Raw genomic sequence first — 20,889 nt, 5'->3', positions numbered from 1 at the left:
CCAGCGGTCAGGGTAAGGGGACCCATCCCAGCTCTGGAGATATCGAATGCGTGCCTTGTTCGTCGGTGGCGTGGTCGACAACAGCGAAATGGACCTGGAGGGCAGCCAGCCCCCGGTGCACTACCCGGAGGACACCGGTGGCGGCCACTCCCGCTACCGGCTGCACCAGGTCGGCAAGACCCGCGATGGCACCGTGGCCTATGCGGTCTACGGGGCGCCGGACATAACGGACGAGGAAGTCAGCCGGGTTGCCGATGAACGTGCCTACGAGCGCCGTTTCGAGGCCGAGGCTTCGTTGTTCGAACACTGATTCATGCGTGGGCCGGGCGGTCCCCGGCTCACTGCTTCAGCCAGTTCAATGCAGGGCGGTGCGTTCGCCGCTGGCCTGCACGTGGCGTACCGCCGCCACCAGCTGGGCCACCGAATACGGCTTGGCCACATGCTCCTGGAAACCCGATGCCAGTGCGCGACGCCGGTCATCAGCGCGGGCAAGCGCGGTCACCGCCACCGCGGGCAGTGCATCGGCGTCCACGCCCATGTCCTCGCGCAGCGTGCGGATGAGTCCATAGCCGTCCATTCCCGGCATGCCGATATCGGTCAGCAGCACGTCGAAGCGTTGGTGCCGGTTCTCGTCCAGCAGCGCCAGCGCTTCGCCGGCAGACGATGCCGAGGTGACCGCTGCACCCTGCTCTTCCAGCATGCGACGCAGGTACTCAAGGACTTCGACCTGGTCTTCCACCGCCAGCAGATGCAGGCCGCGCAGCGGATACGGTTCGACGATGCGCTCGATGATCGGGCCGCCACTGATCACTTCACGCAGTGGGCGCGAACCCTGGTCGGGCGAATAGCGCGGCAGGCGCACGGTGAACGTCGCGCCGCAGCCGTGGCCTTCGCTGGCCGCCGCCACGGTGCCGCCGTGCAGCTCCACCAGCTGCTGCACGATGGCCAGGCCCAGCCCCAGCCCGCCATGGCGGCGGGTGGTGGTGCCATCGGCCTGGCGGAAGCGGCCGAACAGATGATTGAGGAACTCCGGTGCGATGCCATCGCCGCTGTCCTGCACCGTCACCTGCCAGCCCTCCGGCAGGTCCTCCAGCCGCAGCGTGATCGAGCCTTCGGCCGGGGTGAACTTGATCGCATTGGACAGCAGGTTCCACAGCACCTGCTGCATCCGGGTGGCATCGCCCAGCACCAGGCACGGACGGTCCGGCACGTCCACGGTCACGTCCAGCGCCTTGCCCTCGGCTACCAGCTCCTGCGCGCGTATTGCCTGGCGCAGCTGCTCGGCAAGGTCCAGCACTTCCACTTCCAGCTGTACCTTCCCCAGCAGCATGCTGCTCAGGTCCAGCATGTCCGATATCAGCCGCTTCTGCGCATTGGCGCTGCTGGCGATCACGCCCAGGCCCTTGCGCAGTGGACTGTCCGGTTCCACCCGCTGGAGCAGCAGCTCGCTCCAGCCCAGGATGGTGGTCAGCGGCGTGCGCAGCTCGTGGGACAGGGTGGCCAGGAATTCATCCTTCAGGCGCGCGGTGTTTTCCGCTGCGGCGCGCGCGGTGCGCTCGGACTGCAGCAGCTCTTCGCGTGCCAGTTCGATGTCGCGTCGTTCGGTCACGTCCGGGCTGCTGCCGGCCAAACCGACGAAGTGCCCATTGCGGGAAAAACGCGGCCGGGCGTTCATCTCCAGCCAGCGCCACTCGCCGTCGGCGCGCCGGGCACGCACCAGGGCATTCATCGAACGCTGCGCACTCAGCGCGCCGCGCAGTTCGTGCTCGAACACCGAGGCATCATCGGGATGCACCAGCCCGCGCCAGACATCTTCCGGCACCCGGTTTTCATCACCGCCGAAGAACTCGGTAAAGGCACTGTTGACGAAGCGCGAGTGACCCTGCTCGTCCAGAACCCAGACCGGCATCGGCAGGCCGTCTGCCAGGGCACTGAAGCGCGCCTCGCTTTCGCCCAGCTCGCCTTCCATCCGTTTGCGTGCGCTCACATCGAAGAACAGCACCGCGACCGTATCATCGCCCTCGACACCCACCCGCACGGCATCCACCGAATAGGCGCGGCCCAGCGCCTTGGCTTCCAGTTCGAACTGGGTCGCCTCACCGGTACGCGCTACGTGCCCGTAGATGGTGAACCAGTCCTTCTCGTGGTTGGGTTCAAGCTCGCTCATCCGCCGCCCGATCGGATCCACCAGCCCGGTATGACGTTCGAACGCTGGATTCACTTCCAGGAACACATAGTCAACGGGATGGTCCTGCTCGTCGAAGAGGACTTTGATCACGCAGAACCCCGCATGCATGCGCTCCAGCGCGTGCTGGTACAGGCTTGCGCCACCTGCGGCGGCGTGTGCGGGCAGGGCTTCCAGGGTCGAATTCACAGGGGACAAGGGCTTGGGCCACTGGGTAGCAATATATACAGCATGGTCCAGACTGCGTATTCGCAGCGTCAAGCGCCGGGCGTCATGCGCGGTGTGATGAACTTCCCGTAAGCGCAAGCCCGGGCGTGCTGGAGTGCCGCTTGTCCGGCGCGCCAGGCAGGACCACACTGGTGGCCACACTTACAGCGCTGCCACACGGCGCAGGAGCCTGCCATGAGCCGCCTTTCACTACGCAGCCTGCTGCTGGCAGTCCTGCTCGCCACCTCCGCCGGTGCCGCACTGGCCGCCCCGCGCACCGTGACCGATCCGCAGGCGCCGCGCGCGCTTGAAGCGTCCGGCCCGGTCAGCGTGCGATGGAACGACCCCAAGACCTTCACCGAGCTTCGCAACAGCACCAACCGCTTCGAGGCCGAGCGCGGCAACTGGGTTCATCAATTGGCCGAGTACGCGCGCAAAACCGCGGAGAAGACCCTGCAGCCCGGCCAGACGCTGGACATCACCTTCGTCGACATCAAGCGCGCAGGCGATTTCGAACCGTGGCACGGTCCGCGTGCCAGCGACATCCGGATCATGCGCGACATCTACCCGCCGCGGATCACCCTGCAGTACGCACTGAAGGACGCGGGCGGCCAGGTGCTGGACCAGGGCGAAGCCGCGCTGCGCGATTCCGGCTTCCTGCATGGCAGCACCGGCATGCAGAGCAGCAGCGACCCACTGCGTTACGACAAGAAGCTGATCGACGACTGGGTGCGCCGCGACCTGGCCAAGCGGATCGCTGCCAACCCGTCCGCTGGATGATGACCGCTCCCTGGAGTGGGTGACGACCGAGGCCTGGTGGGTGAGGTGGGTGACGACCGTTGGTCGTCACGCTCTTCCTCTCCCCTCCCCCTCACCCCTCCACATACTCCCGGCGCACGCGCTTCACCGCGCACGGCAGCTGGTAAGCGCTGACCCCACAGCGCGGCGCCAGCTCGTCCAGGCTCAGCGCCTGCCCGCCCCACAGCTGCACCTCGCTGCCCACCCCCGCCTGCGGGTGTGCGGTGAGATCCACGGTCAGCATGTCCATCGACACCCGGCCGATCAGCACGCCCGGCTGGTCGTCGATCACCACCGGCGTGCCGTTCGGCGCGAACTGCGGATAACCGTCGGCATAACCCATCGCCACCACGCCCACCCGGGTTCGCTGGTTGGCCACGAAGCGTGCGCCGTAGCCGACCGGCTCGCCCGCTTCGATCCAGCGTTCGGCGATCACCTTCGAACGCATGTTCATCACCGGACGCAGGCGCGCGGTCACCGTGGAATCAACCGCCAGCGGGTTGGCGCCGTACAGCATCAGGCCCGGACGCACCCAATCGCTGCGCACATCCGGCCAGCCCAGCAACGCCGGCGAATTGCAGATGCTGGTCTCGCCGGCCAGCCCGGCCGTCGCCGTAGCAAACAGCGCCGCCTGTTCGTGGGTGCGTCCGCTGTCCAGTTCATCGGCACGCGCCAAGTGGGTCATCATGACGATGCGACCGACCTGCGGCAGCGCGGACAGGCGTGCATGCGCGGCGCGGAAGGCATCCAGGTCCAGCCCGAGCCGATGCATCCCGCTGTCCAGCTTCAGCCATACCGTCAGTGCCAGCGGACGATCGAAGGCGGCCAGCGCCTCGACCTGCCACGGCGAACCCACGGCGGTCCACAACCCGTGTTCGGCGATCAACGGCAGTTCGCTGGCTTCAAAGAAGCCTTCCAGCAGCAGGATCGGGGCGGAAATACCGGCCGCACGCAGTTCCAGCGCTTCTTCGATGGTCGCCACCGCGAAGCCATCGGCTTCGCTCTGCAGCGCCTGCGCGCAGCGCACCGCACCGTGGCCGTAGGCATCGGCCTTGACCACCGCCAATGCCTTGCCACCGCCCAGCGCGCGCGCGAGGCGGTAGTTGCTACGCAGCGCATCCAGGTCGATCAACGCACGTGCAGGGCGCATCAGCGGCGCCCCGCGTGCGCGTCCGCAGCGCGCTTGCCGCCATAGCGGAAGATATCCAGGCCTTCGGTGCTGATCTGCGGCTGGCGCGCGCTCATCAGGTCGGCCAGGTAACGGCCGGACCCGCACGCCATGGTCCAGCCCAGGGTGCCGTGTCCGGTGTTGAGGAACAGGTTGCGCAAGGGCGTGGCGCCGATCACCGGCGTGCCGTCCGGCGTTGCCGGGCGCAGTCCGGTCCAGAACTCGGCGCGCGATAGATCGCCGCCCTTCGGGTACAGGTCACGCACCACCAGCTCCAGCGTCTGCCGGCGCCGCGGCGACAGGGACAGGTCGAAGCCGGCCACTTCGGCCATGCCACCGACCCGGATGCGGTTGTCGAAGCGGGTGACCGCCACCTTGTAGCTTTCGTCCAGGATGGTCGACGTCGGCGCCATCGCCGGGTCGGTGATCGGCAGGGTCAGTGAGTAGCCCTTCAGCGGGTACACCGGCAGGTCCAGCCCCAGCGGAGCCACCAGCGCCGGCGAATAGCTGCCGAGGGCCACCACGTAGTGATCCGCGGTTTCCAGCTTGCCGTCCACGCGCACGCCGGTGATGCGGTCGCCTTCGTGCTCCACCCCGGCGATATCCACGTCGTAGCGGAACTCCACGCCGGCCTCGGCCGCCATCGCGGCCAGCCGGCGGGTGAACAACTGGCAGTCACCGGTCTGGTCGCGCGGCAGGCGCAGCGCGCCGACCAGCCCGTCCACGTGGGCCAGCGCCGGTTCGGCGGCGATGATGCCGGCACGGTCCAGCACCTCGTACGGCACGCCATACTGCGCCAGTACCTCGATATCCTGCGCCGAAGCGTCCAGCTGCTGCTGGGTACGGAACAGCTGGGTAGTGCCCAGGTCACGCCCTTCATAGTCGATGCCGGTCTCGGCACGCAGCTGGTTCAGGCAGTCGCGGCTGTACTCGGACATGCGCACCATGCGCGCCTTGTTGATCGCATAGCGTTCCTGCGTGCAGTTGCGCAGCATCTGCCACAGCCAGCGGTACTGGGCCAGGTCCATGCCCGGGCGGATCGCCAGCGGCGCGTGCTTTTCGAACAGCCAGCCGATCGCCTTCTTCGGCACGCCCGGCGCCGCCCACGGCGAGGTGTAGCCGAACGACAGCTGCCCGGCATTGGCGAAACTGGTCTCCAGTGCCGGTCCCGGCTGGCGGTCGAGCACGGTGACTTCGAAACCGGCCTGGCGCAGGTACCAGGCACTGGTGGTGCCGATGACGCCGCTGCCGAGGATGAGAACGCGCATGAGACCTCTCCAACCCGATCAATTCCCTGCGCAGGAGCACGCCGGGACCATAATCAGAGAAGTATAGTCAGCCTGATCCAGCGAATTTGCGCGTTTTATGAAAGCGGCGCAGCATATTTCCCTGAAAACCATCTGCAAAGGGCGACACCGTGGCCACCCGCACCCGCGAACTGGACAAAATTGACAGGAAAATCCTAAGGATCCTGCAGGCCGAGGGCCGGATCTCCTTCACCGAGCTGGGCGAACGCGTCGGCCTGTCCACCACGCCCTGCACCGAGCGCGTACGCCGCCTGGAACGTGAAGGCGTGGTCACCGGCTACCACGCCCACCTGGACCCGAGCGCACTGAAAGCCAGCCTGCTTGTGTTTGTTGAAATCAGCTTGGCCTACAAATCCGGCGACATCTTCGAAGAGTTCCGACGCGCCGCACTGAAGCTGCCCAACGTGCTGGAATGTCACCTGGTCTCCGGCGATTTCGACTACCTGCTGAAGGCGCGCATCAGTGAGATGGCCTCGTACCGCAAGCTGCTGGGCAGCACCCTGTTGACCCTGCCGCACGTGCGCGAATCCAAGAGTTACATCGTGATGGAAGAGGTCAAGGAGACCTGGAGCCTGCCGATCCCGGACTGAGCGGTCGAACGGGTGAGACCCCCCTCGCGGGTGGCTTTCAAGCTTGAGCTGGGGGTGGGCCGGGCGGGGAGGCTATGCGGGGCACGCGCAAGTACGTCCATGTAGCTCTTCGCGGCTCCTGCCGCTCAAGGCCCCGCATAGCCTCCCCGCCCGACCCCCTGACAGGTTCCGGTGGCCGCCGCCCGCGTAAAAAAAAAGAAAAGCGGTAGCGCCGAAGGCAGCGGCAGGAGCCGCTGCCAACGTCGCTTGCGACGGCCCGCAGGGTGCCGGTCAGGACGACCGGCATACCCATGGTCGGCGGAAACCATCAGATCCCTCCCCCCAAAGCCGCCGACCATGGGTCGGCGCTACTGAAGGTTCCATGGCCACCATGGACCTGTCGAAGGTGGGGCGGGGTGGCTGTGCAGGACCGTGTTTTCGCATGGATGCGAAAAGCGAGCCTCCATGGACGGATTCACGGCGTGTCCTGCACAGCCACCCCGCCCCGCCAACGCAACAGCCCTGCAGCTGTTGACGTTGACGTTGGCTCTGGCTTGAAAGGCAGGTGCCGGGCGCAGCCCGGCAAACAAACAAACAAACAAACAAACAAACCCAACCCTACGGCTTGATCCTGGCGTCAGCACCCTGCGGCACGCTGTCGTGATACCGCCCCGTGCGCGAATCGAACACCCGGTTCGGGCCCGCCGGCTTCACCCCCGGAATGATCCGCCCATCGCGGTCATACACCTTCGCCGGGGCCGTGCTCGCCGGCGGCGCCACCACCTTCGCCGGCCCGGTGCTGCGGATCGGCCCCGCCGCCGGCGGCGGGCTGGCAATCGGTCGTGGGGCCTGCACCGGCGACGGCGGCGAAGGCTGCACCACGCGCGGCGGCTGCGGAGCCGGCGGCGGCGGCGGCGGACGCACTGTGGTCGCACTGCGGGTTGCCGTCGGGCTGGACGGCGACGCCAACTGCGCCGACGCCAACGCCGGCACCAGCAACGCAGACAGCAGGATCAATGAACGCTTCATGGCAGCCCCCGGTAGTAGTTCAGCGCAGCGTGCGCCGCCTCCCGTGTGCCTGCCATGAACAGCGCCCACGCTTGCATGCCCCGCCCCACGCCCCCATCTCCGCAGGCAGCCCCCAGGAGATACCGCATGAGCGCCTTCGACCTCACGCCCCCGACCGACGCGCAGCGCCAGGCACTGGAATCCTCGCTCAGCCCCGACGAAGCCCGCGTGCTGCTCCAGCACGGCACCGAAGCGCCGTTCTGCGGCGTGTTCCTCGACAACAAACGCGATGGTGTCTACTGCTGCCGGCTGTGCGCCCTGCCGCTGTTCCGCTCCAGCACCAAGTTCGATTCCGGCACCGGCTGGCCCAGTTTCTTCGCCCCGTTCGCCCCCGAACACGTGCGCGAGATCCGCGACATCAGCCACGGCATGATCCGCACCGAAATCACCTGCGCCCGCTGCGGCAGCCACCTCGGCCATGTCTTCCCGGACGGCCCGCCGCCCACCTTCGAGCGCCACTGCCTGAACTCCGTCTCACTTTCGTTCACCGAAAACGGCGCGTCCTATGACGATCCACTGCAGCGGGGCGGCGCCGAAGCCGAACCCGCCGGCTGATCCACGGCGGCAGGCCCGCTGACGGATTTCACACATTGCCTCTTCAGAAACCGCGTGAACGCGCCGTTAGGGAGATACCCCCTCTCCCTGCGTCGCGTCCATGCTCATCCTCATTGGCTTCCTCGTCGTCATCGCCAGCGTGCTCGGTGGTTATCTCGGCGCCCACGGACGACTGGGCGCGCTGTGGCAGCCGTATGAGCTGGTGATCATTGGCGGCGCCGCCGTTGGCGCGTTCCTGGTCGGCACCCCGGCAAAGACCGTCAAGCAGACCCTGAAAGCCAGCGTGGCCGTGTTCAAGGGCCCGCGCTACAAGCAGCAGGACTACATCGACGTCCTCAGCCTGGTGTACGAGCTGCTCAACAAGGCCCGCCGCGAAGGCTTCATGTCGCTGGAAGACCATGTGGAGAAGCCCGGCGAAAGTCCCATTTTCGCCAACTACCCGAAGGTCCAGGCCGACCATCACCTGGTCGACTTCATCACCGACTGCCTGCGCCTGATGATCGGCAGCAACATTGAACCGCACGAACTGGAACCGCTGCTGGAGCTGGAGCTGGACAAGCACCATGCCGAAGCGCTGGCGCCATCGCAGGTCATCACCAAAGTGGCCGACGGCCTGCCCGGCTTCGGCATCGTGGCGGCGGTGCTGGGCATCGTGATCACCATGGGTTCGATCGGCGGCCCGATCGAAGAAGTCGGCGCGCACGTGGCCGGTGCGCTGGTCGGCACCTTCCTCGGCATCCTGCTGGGCTACGGGTTCGTCGGCCCGATGGCCGCGGCGATGGAAGCGCGCGCCGAGCAGGACAGCCGCATCTACGAATCGGTGAAGACCGCCCTGCTGGCCTGCCTGCGCGGCTACAACCCGAAGATCGCGCTGGAGTTCGCCCGCAAGACGCTGCCTTCCGACGTGCGCCCGGCGTTCTCCGAGTTCGAGCAGCACCTCAAGACGGTCAAGTAAGCCATGAGCGAGACCAAGCCCACCGTCATCGTCCGCCGGGTCAAGAAGAAGGGCCACGCCGCCCACCACGGTGGCTCGTGGAAGGTCGCCTACGCCGACTTCGTCACCGCGATGATGGCCTTCTTCCTGGTGCTGTGGCTGGTGGCGTCCACCAGCAAGCCCGAACGCGGCGCGATTTCAGAATACTTCCGCAATCCCAGCCCGTTGTCCGGCACGAGCAGTACCCCGGCGCCGGGCATGGCCGGGCCGGGTGGCGCCAGCACCTCGATGATCAAGCTGGGCGGGGCGGCCGATGTCAGCCGCGGCAGCAGCAATGATCCCTTCCAGAACCAGCAGGAAAGCATTCCCAAGGCCGTCGACCCCGATTCGCGCCAGCAGGAAAAGAAGCAGCTGGAAGCGCTGATGCAGGAACTCACCGAGGCCATCAGCAAGAGCCAGGCGCTGGAACCGTTCAAGGACCAGCTGCTGCTCGACCTGACCCCGGAAGGGCTGCGCGTGCAGATCGTGGACAAGCAGAACCGGCCGATGTTCGACCTCGGCGGGGCAGCACTGAAGCCGTATACGCAGACCATCCTGCGCGAACTGGCGAACTACCTGAACCACGTGCCGAACCGGATCAGCCTGACCGGCCACACCGACACCGCCGCGTACAGCACCCAGCACGGCTACGGCAACTGGGAACTCAGCGCCGACCGCGCGAACGCGGCCCGCCGCGCGCTGGTGGACGGCGGACTGGATGAGGCCAAGGTCACCCGGGTGGTCGGGCTGGCCTCTTCGGTGCTGTTCGACAAGGCCAACCCGGCCAACCCGATCAACCGCCGCATCAGCATCGTGGTGATGACCCGGGAAGCCGAAGCTTCTGCGCTGGCAGGCGCCGGCTCGCCGGTCGCGTTGTCGCCCACGGTGGCCGATCCGGACGTGCAGGCTGCGCAGGTGCCGGCCGTGGTGGGTGACGCCGCGCCGTAGCGCCAAGCGCGCCCTGCGCCGGGCCATTACAATGGCGGTCTTCCCCTTTTTTTGCAGGCTCGCACCATGTCCAAGCTTTCCAAAGCCAAGCGCGACAAGCGCAAGAAGCAGCAGCCCAAGCGCGCCTTCGCCCGCCTGAGCGACCAGCAGCAGGTGCAGAACCATGCCGTGCTGACCAACGAAGAAGGCCAGGTGGTCGCGGCCATCGGCCTGCAGGGCCGCCAGTGGCTGCTGTCGATCGGCGGCCAGACCATGGGCAACGCGGATGATCCGATGCCGATGCTGGCCATGCTCAAGCACCTGGCCAACGTGCAGGGCAAGGAAGGCCGCAAGGTCGACCTGCAGTACTCCGAAGGCCTGGGCGAACTGATCAAGGTCATGGCCGCCGAAAAGGAACTGGACGCCGACGCGTACCTGGACCAGCTGGCCGCCGAGTTCGACAACATCGACGCCGAAGACGCCGCTGAAGGCGAGGCCGCACAGGATGTCGCCGACGCCGAAGCAGCCACCGAGGCTCCGGCAGACGCAGAGGCGGAAACCGACGCCGACGCGGACGCCGACGCCGACGACAAGCCGAAGGCCTGAAGGGCCCCGGGACTCCGGTGACGGTCTACGTCGACGACGCAGTACAGGCCTGGCGCGGACAGCGCTGGGCCCACCTGATGGCCGATACCCTGGCCGAGCTGCATGCCATGGCCGCGCAGCTCGGCATCCCGCGTCGCGCCTTCCAGAACAAGTCCAGCGGCGCGCACTACGACGTCACCGTGGCCCTTCGAGAGCAGGCCATCGCGCTCGGGGCGCAGCCGATTTCCCGGCATACCGATCGCGAACGGGTCAAGGCGGTGATCGCCAACGCCCGCGCGCAGTACCAGCCCGAGTAGCGGGCACCGGATCCGGCCCGGTCAGAACGGATCGCTGCCCAGCCGCACTTCCACGTTCAGCAGCGAACACAGCGCCAGCATCGCGTCGTCGTCGCGGGTCAGTGCCATCCAGCCGGTGAAGCCGTCGCTGCCAACATCCACGCTCCACAGCGTGTAATTGTTCTCGCGCAGGCGGTCGAAGGCGGTGGACATCAGCTGCACGCCATCCAGCCCGATGCTGAAGTCTTCGTCGTCCAGGTCGCCGCCCCAGTCCACCTGCAGGTTGAAGCGCGCCGACAGCTCGTTGACCGCCGACATCAGCGATTCCAGGTCATCGCGTTCCACCTCGAAGCCGCTCTGCCAGCCGATCGCGGTGAACAACGGCGGGATCCAGTCGCTGTCCGGCTCCAACGGCTCGCCCTGTTCGGCCAGCAGCTCGCGCCAGCGGTTGAACTGGGCCAGCGCCAGCTCTTCGTCGCCGGGATTTATCAGCACCAGCAGGTTCCATGCACGCGCCTCGAAATCGTCCTCGTCGTAGTCGTGGGCGTCTTCTTCGAAGTCGAAATAATCGCTGTTGTCGGGCATGGTCGTGGTCCTGCGGGTACGGTGCTGTGGCACGCATTCTGAGGCCTTGCGGCCGCCGCCGGAAGCATCGGCGTTGGGTCGCGCGCCGCGTACAGGTATCCTTCACCCCATGAAGCCGGCCTTGGTGGCCGTCACAGTGAACCTGAAATGAGCGATACGCCTCCCGACCACCTGGCCATCAACCCGGCCAGCCCCCACCACGATGCGCAGGCGCTGGAGCGCGGCGTGGGCGTGCGCTTCAATGATGTCGAGCGCACCGATGTCGAAGAATATTCGGTCAGCGAAGGCTGGATCCGCGTGCAGGCCGGCAAGGCGCGCGACCGTCGCGGCAACCCGATGACGCTGAAGATCAAGGGTAGCGTCGAAGTGCGCTACCTCGACCTGAAGCCGCAGGCCTGAGGCCAACGCGGCGCCGCGACGGTAGCGCCGAGCCATGCTCGGCGGGCTGTATCAGGCACCGCGGCAAGAACCGCCGAGCATGGCTCGGCGCTACCGTGAGGGCATTGGCCCTCACTCCCTCTGCCGCGATTCCAGCAGGTCCAGGTTGCGGATCAACTTGCGTGATATCTCATCGGAGATCAGTCCGCGACGGGTCAGCCGGAACAGCTCCTCGCGTTCGGCGGTCAGCCCGGCGCCGCGCAGCTGGCGGTAACCGCGTTCCATCCGCCTGACCTTCTCCGGATCGGCATCCGGGCCATGCTCTTTTTCCAGGTTGCGCTGGTACAGCAGGCTCACCCGTGATGCCGCATCGTTGTACAGCTGCACGTTGTCGGTGGTCTGGTTCAGCACCAGCTGCTGGCGCATCCGCTCCACCCCGGCCAGCGCCGCCTTGGATGCCAACTTGCGCGCGACGTCCTCTTCCTTGCGCTCGCCCGAATCAGCAGGCAGCTGCAGGCCTTTCAACAACTGCGGCAAGGCCACGCTGGCGCCCACCAGCGAGAACAGGATTACCGCCGCGGCCAGGAAGATCACCAGGTCACGCGCCGGGAACGGATCGCCGCTGGGCAGGAACAACGGCAGGGTCAGCACGCCGGCCAGGGTGATCGCCCCGCGTACGCCGGCCACCGAGGTCGCCACCACGATCCGCCAGTTCGGCGCCTGGCGCTGCTCGTCGCCGCGACGCCGCGCGCGCAGCAGGTTCCAGCGCAGCGACAGCCATACCCACAGCAGGCGCAGCAGGATCAGCGCCAGGTTGATCACGATCACGTACACCGCCAGCCACCACGGACTCTGGTGGCCGCTCTCGCTCATCGTGGCCACGGCACGCTCCACGATGCCCGGCAGCTGTTCACCCAGCAGCACGAACATGATGCCGTTGAAGCTGAACTGCAGCATGTTCCACACCGCCGAACGCTGCACGCGCATGCTGCCGGACACGCGGCCGGTCAGCTCCACGTAGCTCATCGTGATGCCCGCCGCGACTGCCGCGAGGATGCCCGATGCGTTGATCTCTTCGGCCAGCAGATAGGCCGCGAAGGGAATCAGCAGGTTGACCAGCATCGCCGCGCCCGGCTCCTCGCCGAAGCGGCGCCACAGCCAACGCTGGAAGGTGGACACCCCCAGGGTCACCGCCACGCCGACCGCCAGCCCGGCCGCAGCCACCCACAGGAAGGTCATCGAGGCGGTGGCCAGCGAGAACGAGCCGGTCATCACCGCGGCCACCGCGAAGCGGAAGCAGACCAGGCCGGAGGCATCGTTGAGCAGCGATTCGCCTTCCAGGATGTGCATCAGCCGCTTGGGGATCGGCGCCTTCGACGCGATCGCGCCCACCGCCACCGGATCGGTCGGCGAGATGATCGCCGCCAGCGCGAAGCACACCGCCAGCGGCATCACCGGGATCATCCAGTGGATCAGCAGCCCGGCGCCGATCACCGTGAAAATGACCAGTCCGAACGCCAGTTCCAGGATCGCGCCCTTGTCGCGGAACAGACCCTGCTTCGGAATGCGCCAACCGTCCAGGAACAGCAGCGGCGGCAGGAACAGCAGGAAGAACATGTCCGGGTCGAGATCGTGCCCGCGGTTGAATACACCGGCAATCACCGCGCCCAGCGCGATCTGCACCAACGGCAAGGGCAGCGAAAACGGCAGTACGCGGACCAGGTAACCGCTGGCCACGACGGCGACCAGCATCGCCAGGACCACTTCAATGGTGTGCATGCATCATCCAGATGACGGCGCCAACGGGGGGAAGGATGGCCGTGCGGCCAAGGCGCCAGTGACCGGAAAAAACTAGCACACCACGGCGATCAGGCCCACGCCCGCAGCGAGCGGACTCAGCGGGGCGACAGCAAACCACCGGCCCCGTCGAAGCGGTAGAGATCCATCGCCAGCATGCCGGCATCGATGCCCGCCTCGATGCGTCGTGCCCCCAGCCCGCCCTCCCCTGCCGCGCCGATGGCGAAGTGCAGCGGCTGCAAGTGTTCATCGCTGGGATGCGCCTGCGCGGCACCCGGCGCCTGGGCCCGGTAGTCGAGCAGGGCATCCACGTCGTCGGCGGCCAGGCGCTGCTCCACCCAGCCGATGAACGGCCGCACGTAGGGCGCTTCCTTGCCGTCCTGGTAACGGCGGAAATCATGCAGGTTGTGGGTGATGCTGCCCGAGCCCACCAGCAGCACGCCCTGTTCGCGCAGCGGTGCCAGCGCCCTGCCCAGCGCCAGCTGGTGGGCCGGGCCCAGCTGCGGCTGCAGCGACAGCGGCACCACCGGGATGGAAGCGTCGGGGAACAGGAAGCGCAACGGCACCCAGGCGCCGTGATCCAGCCCGCGGCTGGCATCCAGGCGCGCCGGCAGGCCGGCATCCAGCAGCAGCTGCTGCACCTGGGCCGCCAGCTCCGGCGCACCCGGTGCCGGGTACTGCAGGCGATACAGCGCCTCCGGGAAGCCGCCGAAATCATGGATCGTCGGCGGCAGCGGATGCGCGCCCACCAGCGGTTGCGTACTCAGCCAGTGCGCGCTGGCGATGACGATGGCGCGCGGGCGTGGCAGGTCGGCCGCCAGTTCGGCCAGCCGCTGTCCGACCAATCCGGGCTGCAGCGCGGTCATCGGCGAACCATGCGAGATGTACAGGCTGGGCAGGAAACGCATGGCGGGCTCCACGAAGGACAGGCCCGCAGCTTATTGCCAGCGGCCCGCGCGGAACATACGGTGCACCGGACCAGATCGTTGCAGGGCGGGGACAATCGCGAATGCGAACGGCAGGATGGTAGCGCCGAGCCATGCTCGGCGAGCGCCAAGCGCGGTGCAGGCATTCCGCCGAGCATGGCTCGGCGCTACAGAACCACTTCCACCGCGTCCAGCCGCTCGATCACCGTCTTCAGCGGCGCCGGCCGGCCGAGCAGGTAGCCCTGCACCTGGTCGCAACCGTGCGCGGCCAGCCACTGCAACTGCCCAGGCGTCTCCACGCCTTCAGCGATGATGGTCAGGCCCATGCTGTGGCCCAGCGACAACAGCGCGCGGCAGATCGAGGCATTGCGCGGATTGATCTCCACATCGGCGACAAAGCTGCGGTCGATCTTCAGGATGTCCAGCGGCAGGTGCTGCAGGTAGGACATGCTGGAGAAACCCGTACCGAAGTCATCCAGCGACACGCAGATGCCCTGTTCGTGCAGCCGCTGCATGGTCTGCATCGCCTGGGCCGGCTTGCGCATCAGGCTGCTCTCGGTGAGCTCGACCTGCAACGCACCGCGTGCCAGCCCGAACTCCTCCATCGCGCGGCCAAACTCGCCGACCAGGTCGCTGTTGAAGAACTGCACCGCCGATACGTTCACCGCGATCGGCAGGTCGGCCCAGCCGGCATCCACCAGTTGCCGCTGGGCCTGCGCGGCAGCACGGATCACCCAACGCCCCAACGCCAGGATCAGCCCGGTGTCTTCGCACAGCTGGATGAAATCGCCCGGCGGGATGAAGCTGCCATCGGCCTGCGGCCAGCGCAGCAGCGCCTCGAGCGCGGCCGGCGTGCCATCGCTGGCGTGGCAGATCGGCTGGAAATACAGCTCGAACTCGGCATCGATGGCGTTGTGGATGCGGCCAGCCAGCCGCAGCCGCTCGGCCAGCCGCGCGTTGACGCTGGGGTCGAAGCGCGCCAGCACATCACCTTCGGCGCGCGCGCTGTGCGCGGCCTGCGCCGCCATGCCAACCACCTGCGCCGCCACCAGCCCATCACCGGGCGCGTGCACGGCCACGCCGATGCTCGGCTCGAACTGGTGCAGCGAGTCCTGCCCGCGCACCGGCTCGGACACGATCTGCACCAGCGCATCCAGCGCGTTCTGCGCGTCATGCGCATCGCTGAAGGCGAACACGAAGTCTTCAGCCGGCTGGAAGGCCAGCCAGCCAAACCGCGCGCCCAGCCCGCCCAGCCGCGTGGCCATCGCCTGCAGCACCGCATCACCGATGTCATTGCCCAACGCATCGGAGATCAGCCGCAGCCCACGCAACTGGATGAAGGCCACCGTGTAGCCTTCGCCACACTCGTCCAACGCTTCGGCCAGCGCCCGCGTGTTGAGCAGGCCGGTCTGCGGATGGTGGCTGGCGTGGTAGGCCAGTTCACGCTCGTAGGCCAAGCGCTCGCTCACGTCTTCAGCGAGCACCAGGCAAGCCGCGCGTCCATCGAAATCCAGCCGCGAAAGATGCGCCCGCACCTCGAACACAGTGCCGTCCTTGCGCTGGTGCAGGCGGATTTTCGCGTCCTGCACCTCGCCGATGCGGGCTTCGGCGATCGCCCCGCGGATCTCTTCCCAGCCTTCGCGCGGCCGGATGTCCAGGATGCTCATCGCCAGGAATTCTTCGCGCGTATAACCGTATTGGCTGACCGCGGCCTGGTTGACCTCCAGGAAGCGCAGCGTATCCGGGTCGAACACCCAGAATGGCGCCGGATTGCGGTCGAACAGCAGCCGGAACTGGCGTTCGGCCTGGTCGGCGCGCTCACGTGCCAGGTAGCGTTCGCTGATGTCGGTCATCGCACCGATCATCCGCCGCTGGCGATCGCCGATCATCACCCGCCGACCGCGTGCGGACACCCAGCGCACGTCGCCGCCCGGCAGCACGATGCGGAACACCTCATCCAGCACCGCATCACCGGCGAATGCCCGGTCAAATGCCGCCTGCATGCGCACGCCGTCTTCGCGGTGCACGCGCTGGAAGAACTCGGACAACGGCAGCGCATCGACATCAACGCCGAAGATCTCGCGGGCCAGCGGCGACCAGTGCAGCTGGCAGGCATCTTCATCCACGTGCCAGGTGCAGACATGACCCACCTGATGGGCCAGCAGCAGCTCGGCGTGGCCGGTGCGCAGTTCCTCGGCCAGCACATGCTGGCGCCGCGCTGCACGGCCGACTCCCCACACCAGGCCGGCCAGCAGCCCGCAGTACAGCAGCAACATCGCCACCGAGGCGTACACGTAAGGCCACCATGCGGCCAGCACTTCGCGGTGGCCCAGTCCGGCGTACACCGCAAGCGGATACTGATGCAGCGTGCTCATCGCCGATATGCGCGCCACCCCGTCGACCGGGCTGGTTTCCACGCCCAGCGAACGCACCGCATCACTGCCCAGCGTCTCGCGGTGGGCCAACCCGAAGCGCTGCCCCACCACGTTGCCGTCCATCGGTGAGCGCGCCAGCACATGGCCTTCCACATCGCTGATCGACACCACCCCACGCGTGCCGATATCCAGCCCGCCGATGATCCGCTGCAGTTCACTGGTATGCAGGCGCACCAGCAGCCAGCGGTCCTGTTCCAGCTGCAGGGCCAGCGGCAGCACCCAGTTCAAGCCGTCGCGTCGCTGTGGCGGCCCCAGGTACAGGTCACTGCCACTGCCACGCCGTTGCCCGTCCACCCACAGCGGCAGCTGCAGGTCGCCGACGCCGCTGGTCAGCGCGCGGCCGTGCTGGTCCACCACCACGACGCTGTCCAGCTCGGCATGCCGGTGCAGCACGCCGGCGATGTTCTGGTCCAGCAGCTCCGGTGCCTGTTCGGGCACGCTGCGGAACAGTTGTGCAGCGTCTGCGCCGACGCCCTGCATCGCCCGTTCCAGGTTGCGCATCTCCAGCCACAGCAGGCGCTGGCTGCCCACGGCCAAGGTGCGGCTCTGGCGCTGGGCAACGTCCTGCCGGCGCTGGAAGTCACTGGCCAGCATCGTCGCCAGCCCGGCGGCGAACAACAGGCCGAGCAGCATTCCACCCCACAACAGGGCACGCTGCGGCCGAACCAGCATGCGGCTCAGTGCGGCCATCGATGGCAACGTCGGCTGTGGTGGCCTGGTGCTCTCATGCGCTAACGTTTTCCTGTGATCCAGACCTAAGCGGCCGCGGATCGGCTTTCTTGACCGTGCTGTGCACTCTCCGGGGTACCACGTCGAACGCGCTTCCTCCCGGCCCCGTCGTGCAGCATGCATCACGCCGATGACGACAGGAAGAGTGCCCGACCCTGTTCAGCCAGATCCGGCACACGCCGTCCCCGGTTTCGGTACGGTTGCCGTTGCAACCAGCCCCGCCAGCAGGGATTAGACTGGCGGTTTCCCGTCGCCCGAGTACTTCATGCCCACGTTGCGTCGCGCTCCCCTGCTGCTGGCGATCACCGCCAGCCTGTCCCTTTCGCTGGCTGCATGCAGCGGCGACACCCCGCCCAGCGCGCCCGTTGCGCAGCAGCAGGCAGCGGCCGCGCAGGCGCCCAAGCCGCAGCTGGGCAGTTTCGGTTTCGACGCCAACGGCATGGACCGCAGCATCGCCGCCGGCGACAACTTCTTTGATTTCGCCAACGGCACCTGGGTCAAGAACACTGAAATCCCGGCCGACCGTTCGCGCTTCGGCAGCTTCAACGTGATCGCCGAAAAGACCCAGGCCGACACCCGCGCCATCCTGGAAGGTGCCGCCAACAACGCCCAGGCCAGTGGCGAAGACAAGCTGATCGGCGATTACTACGCCGCCTTCATGGACGAAGCCGGGATTGAACAGCGCGGGCTGGCGCCGGTGCAGCCGCAGCTGCAGGCGATCGACGCACTGGCCGACAAGGCCGCCCTGGCCCGGGCGCTGGGTGCCGACGTGCGCGCCGACGTAGACCTGCTCAATGCCACCAATTTCTATACCGACCGCCTGTTCGGCCTGTGGGTATCGGTGGACCTGCTGCAGCCGGCACGCACCGCGCCCTACCTGGTGCAGGGCGGCCTGGGCCTGCCGGACCGTGACTTCTACCTGGGCGATGGCCGCATGGCCGAGCTGCGCAGGCAGTACCAGGAATACATCGGCCAGGTGCTGACCCTGGCCGGCGTTGCCGATGCGGGTGCCAAGGCGCAGCGCATCGTCGCCCTGGAAACCAGGATCGCCAAGGCGCACGCCACCCAGGAAGAAACCAACGACGTGGCCAAGGGTGCCAACCCGTGGACCCGCGAAGACTTCAGCGCCAAGGCACCCGGCATGGACTGGGCTGCGTTCCTGGAAGCGTCCGGACTGTCGCAGCAGCAGGACTTCATCGTGTGGCAGCCGAAGGCCGTTGCCGGCCTGTCGCGGTTGGTCGCCACCGAGCCGCTGGAGGCCTGGAAGGACTACATGACCTTCCACGCGCTTGATCGCGCAGCCCCTTACCTGCCGAAGAAGTTCGCCGATGCGCGCTTCGCCTTCCATGGCACCGCGCTGAGCGGCACCCCGCAGCAGAGCGATCGTTGGAAGCGCGCGGTGGACGATGCCAACCATGCCATCGGCGAGGCCATCGGCAAGCGTTACGTGGAAAAGCACTTCGATGCCAAGACCAAGGAACGTGCCGACGAGATGGCGAAGAACATCATCGCCGCCTTCGGCAAGCGTATCGATGCACTGGACTGGATGTCTCCGCAAACCAAGGCCAGCGCCAAGGCCAAGGTCGCGGGGCTGAAGGTCGGCATGGGCTACCCGGACAGCTGGCGTGACTACAGCGGCCTGGAGATCAAGCGCGATGATCCGCTCGGCAACGCGCAGCGCGCCGAGCAGTTCGAATACCAGCGCAACCTGGCCAAGCTGGGCAAGGCCCCGGACCACGGCGAGTGGGCGATGCTGCCGCAGACCATCAATGCGATGAACGTGCCACTGGAAAACCGCCTGGTATTCCCGGCCGCCATTCTGCAGCCGCCGTTCTTCGACGGTGCGGCCGACGATGCGGTGAACTACGGCGCCATCGGTGCGGTGATCGGCCATGAAATCAGCCACGGCTTCGACAACGCCGGCGCGCTGTTCGACGAAACCGGCCGGCTGCACAACTGGTGGACGCCGCAGGACCTGGAGAAGTTCAACGCGGCCGGCGACGCGCTGGCGGCACAGTTCAGCAGCTACGAGCCGTTCCCCGGCGTGCACGTCAACGGGCGCCTGTCGCTGGGCGAGAACATCGCCGACGTGGCCGGTCTCGGCACCGCCTACGATGCCTACCAGCTGTCGCTGCAGGGCAAGCCGGGCGAAACGCTGGAAGGCTTCACCCCGGACCAGCGCTTCTTCCTCGGCTTTGCCCAGGCATGGCGCAGCAAGAGCCGCGAACAGGCACTGCGCAATTCCCTGCTGACCGACGTACACGCGCCGGGCCAGTTCCGTGCGCTGACCGTGCGCAACCTCGATGCCTGGTATCCGGCCTTCGAGGTCAAGGAAGGCCAGAAGCTGTACCTGGCCCCGGAAAAGCGCGTCAAGGTCTGGTAAGCAGCAGGTCTGGTGGATGATCCGATCTGGTGGGTGATCCGGCCTGGTGGGTGACGACTGTCAGTCGTCACGCTCCCCCAGGCCACACCTTCAGCACCTCCACCCCGACCCCCATCCGCGCACACGCGCGGCTGGCGAGGCCATCCGGCAGCGCGCGGCGGAACAATGGCGCCGCGCCCTGCAGCACGCGCATCGAAGCGCGCGCCTGCAGTCGCTGCTTCGTCCCGTGCCCCAGCATCCCGCCTGCCCAGGGCGGCAACAAGGCCGCCGCCGCGCCCAGGAACACATCGCGCGAGAGGCCCGGCACCGGTACCGGCAGCCGCACCGACTGCAGTACCTGCAACACCTCGCGGGCCCGCTCATCCAGCCGCAGCTGCGGTTGCTGCAGCGCGAACCAAGCGTCCACGTCGGCTTCGCTGCGCGGCACGCCGGTGGCGCCCAAGGCCTCGGCCACGCGCCGGTATTCATCGTAGTAACGGTCGGCCAGCGGCCCGGGCACCGCACGCCCGTAGCGCCGGAAACCCTGCAGGAAACCATAGGCCTCGGTCACGTGCACCCACGTCAACAGCGCCGGATCATCCGCCGCGTAGGGCACGCCATCCACGCTGCCACGCACGTTGGCATGGATGCGGCGCACACGCGAAACCAGCTTTTCCACCTCGGCTGTCGGCGCGTAGGTGGTGCCAGCCACGAACGCGGTGGTGCGGCGCAGCCGGCCGACCAGGTCTTCGCGGAAATTGGAATGGTCATACACCCCGGCCAGCGCACGCGGATGCAACAGCTGAAGCATCAACGCGCACAGCCCACCAGCCAGCATCGAAGGCAGTTCGGCATGCACCCGCCAGGTCATGCTGTCCGGCCCGAACCAGCCAGGATCGCCCGCCGGGTGGTCATAGTCGATGCCACTCTGGCCGCGCGGGAAGGCGTCCAGTACCCAGCGGCGGATCGGGGCGGTCAGCGGAGAGAGCGGAGAAGACATGCGGCGGCTCGGGACTCGGCGGGTCAGCGCAGATTGCGC

At 67.3% G+C, this 20,889-nt stretch carries 19 protein-coding genes; 10 read left to right on the top strand and 9 right to left on the bottom strand.

The annotated features are described in order from the left end of the window. Positions 1–46 precede the first annotated feature (46 nt). A complete protein-coding gene (locus IFT63_RS11690) occupies positions 47–310 on the top strand; it encodes a hypothetical protein (protein ID WP_042614947.1) in 264 nt (87 codons plus the stop codon). A gap of 45 nt (positions 311–355) precedes the next feature. On the opposite strand, the gene IFT63_RS11685 is transcribed toward IFT63_RS11690, so the two are convergent. After that, the gene (locus tag IFT63_RS11685) at positions 356–2,296 is read right to left on the bottom strand and encodes an ATP-binding protein (protein ID WP_249404466.1); all 1,941 of its coding nucleotides are present in this window, start codon (positions 2,294–2,296) and stop codon (positions 356–358) included. Between the two features lie 291 nt (positions 2,297–2,587). Between IFT63_RS11685 and IFT63_RS11680 the strand changes: the two genes are divergently transcribed. Continuing rightward, positions 2,588–3,172, top strand: coding sequence for a DUF3016 domain-containing protein (locus IFT63_RS11680; RefSeq protein ID WP_192084291.1), 585 nt, complete (start codon positions 2,588–2,590; stop codon positions 3,170–3,172). 91 nt (positions 3,173–3,263) lie between these two features. On the opposite strand, the gene alr is transcribed toward IFT63_RS11680, so the two are convergent. Both alr and IFT63_RS11670 read right to left on the bottom strand, forming a co-directional pair. Then, on the bottom strand, positions 3,264–4,340 hold the full coding sequence (gene alr / locus IFT63_RS11675) for an alanine racemase (protein WP_042614950.1): 1,077 nt from the start codon (positions 4,338–4,340) through the stop codon (positions 3,264–3,266). Further along, positions 4,340–5,626 carry a D-amino acid dehydrogenase gene (locus tag IFT63_RS11670; protein WP_042614951.1) on the bottom strand — a complete coding sequence of 429 codons (1,287 nt, stop codon included), beginning with the start codon at positions 5,624–5,626 and terminating at the stop codon, positions 4,340–4,342. Before IFT63_RS11670 ends, alr begins: the two co-directional genes overlap by 1 nt. Before the next feature lie 149 nt (positions 5,627–5,775). Here IFT63_RS11670 and IFT63_RS11665 point away from each other — a divergent pair, with 149 nt between their 5' ends. Beyond that, positions 5,776–6,255 carry a winged helix-turn-helix transcriptional regulator gene (locus IFT63_RS11665; protein ID WP_042614952.1) on the top strand — a complete coding sequence of 160 codons (480 nt, stop codon included), beginning with the start codon at positions 5,776–5,778 and terminating at the stop codon, positions 6,253–6,255. 597 nt (positions 6,256–6,852) lie between these two features. Here the strand turns inward: IFT63_RS11665 and IFT63_RS11660 are convergent. Beyond that, the gene (locus tag IFT63_RS11660) at positions 6,853–7,263 is read right to left on the bottom strand and encodes a classical arabinogalactan protein 4 (RefSeq protein WP_101100267.1); all 411 of its coding nucleotides are present in this window, start codon (positions 7,261–7,263) and stop codon (positions 6,853–6,855) included. Positions 7,264–7,389: 126 nt separating this feature from the next. Between IFT63_RS11660 and msrB the strand changes: the two genes are divergently transcribed. From msrB to IFT63_RS11635, 5 genes are all read left to right on the top strand, one after another. Next, positions 7,390–7,857, top strand: coding sequence for a peptide-methionine (R)-S-oxide reductase MsrB (gene msrB, locus IFT63_RS11655; RefSeq protein WP_042612775.1), 468 nt, complete (start codon positions 7,390–7,392; stop codon positions 7,855–7,857). Positions 7,858–7,957: 100 nt separating this feature from the next. Then, complete coding sequence (motA, locus tag IFT63_RS11650; RefSeq protein ID WP_101100140.1) at positions 7,958–8,812, top strand: flagellar motor stator protein MotA; 855 nt, start codon at positions 7,958–7,960, stop codon at positions 8,810–8,812. Between the two features lie 3 nt (positions 8,813–8,815). After that, positions 8,816–9,778, top strand: coding sequence for a flagellar motor protein MotB (gene motB, locus IFT63_RS11645; protein WP_192084290.1), 963 nt, complete (start codon positions 8,816–8,818; stop codon positions 9,776–9,778). A gap of 66 nt (positions 9,779–9,844) precedes the next feature. Further along, positions 9,845–10,363, top strand: a complete 519-nt coding sequence (locus IFT63_RS11640) for a hypothetical protein (protein ID WP_192084289.1) — start codon at positions 9,845–9,847, stop codon at positions 10,361–10,363. A gap of 17 nt (positions 10,364–10,380) precedes the next feature. After that, entirely contained in the window at positions 10,381–10,659 is a 279-nt protein-coding gene (locus IFT63_RS11635; protein WP_042612771.1) for a DUF4031 domain-containing protein, read from the top strand. Positions 10,660–10,680: 21 nt separating this feature from the next. Here the strand turns inward: IFT63_RS11635 and IFT63_RS11630 are convergent, their stop codons facing one another. Beyond that, complete coding sequence (locus IFT63_RS11630) at positions 10,681–11,223, bottom strand: hypothetical protein (RefSeq protein ID WP_192084288.1); 543 nt, start codon at positions 11,221–11,223, stop codon at positions 10,681–10,683. A gap of 147 nt (positions 11,224–11,370) precedes the next feature. On the opposite strand from IFT63_RS11630, the gene IFT63_RS11625 reads away from it, so the two are divergent. Continuing rightward, positions 11,371–11,622: a DUF3297 family protein gene (locus IFT63_RS11625; protein ID WP_042612769.1), complete on the top strand. Its 252-nt coding sequence runs from the start codon at positions 11,371–11,373 to the stop codon at positions 11,620–11,622. A 111-nt stretch (positions 11,623–11,733) separates the two neighbouring features. Here IFT63_RS11625 and IFT63_RS11620 read toward each other — a convergent pair whose 3' ends face one another. The 3 genes from IFT63_RS11620 to IFT63_RS11610 all read right to left on the bottom strand — a co-directional run bounded on the left by IFT63_RS11620 (position 11,734) and on the right by IFT63_RS11610 (position 17,449). Continuing rightward, positions 11,734–13,380: a Na+/H+ antiporter gene (locus tag IFT63_RS11620; protein ID WP_042612768.1), complete on the bottom strand. Its 1,647-nt coding sequence runs from the start codon at positions 13,378–13,380 to the stop codon at positions 11,734–11,736. Positions 13,381–13,496: 116 nt separating this feature from the next. Next, on the bottom strand, positions 13,497–14,306 hold the full coding sequence (locus IFT63_RS11615) for a class III extradiol ring-cleavage dioxygenase (RefSeq protein ID WP_192084287.1): 810 nt from the start codon (positions 14,304–14,306) through the stop codon (positions 13,497–13,499). A 185-nt stretch (positions 14,307–14,491) separates the two neighbouring features. Beyond that, the gene (locus IFT63_RS11610; RefSeq protein ID WP_192084286.1) at positions 14,492–17,449 is read right to left on the bottom strand and encodes an EAL domain-containing protein; all 2,958 of its coding nucleotides are present in this window, start codon (positions 17,447–17,449) and stop codon (positions 14,492–14,494) included. A gap of 304 nt (positions 17,450–17,753) precedes the next feature. Between IFT63_RS11610 and IFT63_RS11605 the strand changes: the two genes are divergently transcribed. Next, on the top strand, positions 17,754–19,871 hold the full coding sequence (locus tag IFT63_RS11605; RefSeq protein ID WP_192084285.1) for a M13 family metallopeptidase: 2,118 nt from the start codon (positions 17,754–17,756) through the stop codon (positions 19,869–19,871). A gap of 67 nt (positions 19,872–19,938) precedes the next feature. On the opposite strand, the gene IFT63_RS11600 is transcribed toward IFT63_RS11605, so the two are convergent. After that, on the bottom strand, positions 19,939–20,850 hold the full coding sequence (locus IFT63_RS11600) for an oxygenase MpaB family protein (RefSeq protein ID WP_192084284.1): 912 nt from the start codon (positions 20,848–20,850) through the stop codon (positions 19,939–19,941). Positions 20,851–20,889: the final 39 nt, after the last annotated feature.

This window comes from Stenotrophomonas sp. CFBP 13724 (assembly GCF_014841975.1).
Classification (GTDB): domain Bacteria; phylum Pseudomonadota; class Gammaproteobacteria; order Xanthomonadales; family Xanthomonadaceae; genus Stenotrophomonas; species Stenotrophomonas lacuserhaii.
This window is presented reverse-complemented; position numbering and strand designations above follow the sequence as displayed.

What these genes read in the sequence shown, in the direction of transcription:
- IFT63_RS11630 (WP_192084288.1), bottom strand. Translation starts at nt 11,223, where the DNA reads ATGCCCGACAACAGCGATTATTTCGACTTCGAAGAAGACGCCCACGAC.
- IFT63_RS11680 (WP_192084291.1), top strand. Translation starts at nt 2,588, where the DNA reads ATGAGCCGCCTTTCACTACGCAGCCTGCTGCTGGCAGTCCTGCTCGCC.
- msrB (WP_042612775.1), top strand. Translation starts at nt 7,390, where the DNA reads ATGAGCGCCTTCGACCTCACGCCCCCGACCGACGCGCAGCGCCAGGCA.
- motA (WP_101100140.1), top strand. Translation starts at nt 7,958, where the DNA reads ATGCTCATCCTCATTGGCTTCCTCGTCGTCATCGCCAGCGTGCTCGGT.
- IFT63_RS11660 (WP_101100267.1), bottom strand. Translation starts at nt 7,263, where the DNA reads ATGAAGCGTTCATTGATCCTGCTGTCTGCGTTGCTGGTGCCGGCGTTG.
- alr (WP_042614950.1), bottom strand. Translation starts at nt 4,340, where the DNA reads ATGCGCCCTGCACGTGCGTTGATCGACCTGGATGCGCTGCGTAGCAAC.
- IFT63_RS11605 (WP_192084285.1), top strand. Translation starts at nt 17,754, where the DNA reads ATGCCCACGTTGCGTCGCGCTCCCCTGCTGCTGGCGATCACCGCCAGC.
- IFT63_RS11600 (WP_192084284.1), bottom strand. Translation starts at nt 20,850, where the DNA reads ATGTCTTCTCCGCTCTCTCCGCTGACCGCCCCGATCCGCCGCTGGGTA.
- IFT63_RS11640 (WP_192084289.1), top strand. Translation starts at nt 9,845, where the DNA reads ATGTCCAAGCTTTCCAAAGCCAAGCGCGACAAGCGCAAGAAGCAGCAG.
- IFT63_RS11690 (WP_042614947.1), top strand. Translation starts at nt 47, where the DNA reads ATGCGTGCCTTGTTCGTCGGTGGCGTGGTCGACAACAGCGAAATGGAC.
- IFT63_RS11615 (WP_192084287.1), bottom strand. Translation starts at nt 14,306, where the DNA reads ATGCGTTTCCTGCCCAGCCTGTACATCTCGCATGGTTCGCCGATGACC.
- IFT63_RS11670 (WP_042614951.1), bottom strand. Translation starts at nt 5,626, where the DNA reads ATGCGCGTTCTCATCCTCGGCAGCGGCGTCATCGGCACCACCAGTGCC.
- IFT63_RS11625 (WP_042612769.1), top strand. Translation starts at nt 11,371, where the DNA reads ATGAGCGATACGCCTCCCGACCACCTGGCCATCAACCCGGCCAGCCCC.
- motB (WP_192084290.1), top strand. Translation starts at nt 8,816, where the DNA reads ATGAGCGAGACCAAGCCCACCGTCATCGTCCGCCGGGTCAAGAAGAAG.
- IFT63_RS11620 (WP_042612768.1), bottom strand. Translation starts at nt 13,380, where the DNA reads ATGCACACCATTGAAGTGGTCCTGGCGATGCTGGTCGCCGTCGTGGCC.
- IFT63_RS11685 (WP_249404466.1), bottom strand. Translation starts at nt 2,296, where the DNA reads ATGCATGCGGGGTTCTGCGTGATCAAAGTCCTCTTCGACGAGCAGGAC.
- IFT63_RS11610 (WP_192084286.1), bottom strand. Translation starts at nt 17,449, where the DNA reads ATGGCCGCACTGAGCCGCATGCTGGTTCGGCCGCAGCGTGCCCTGTTG.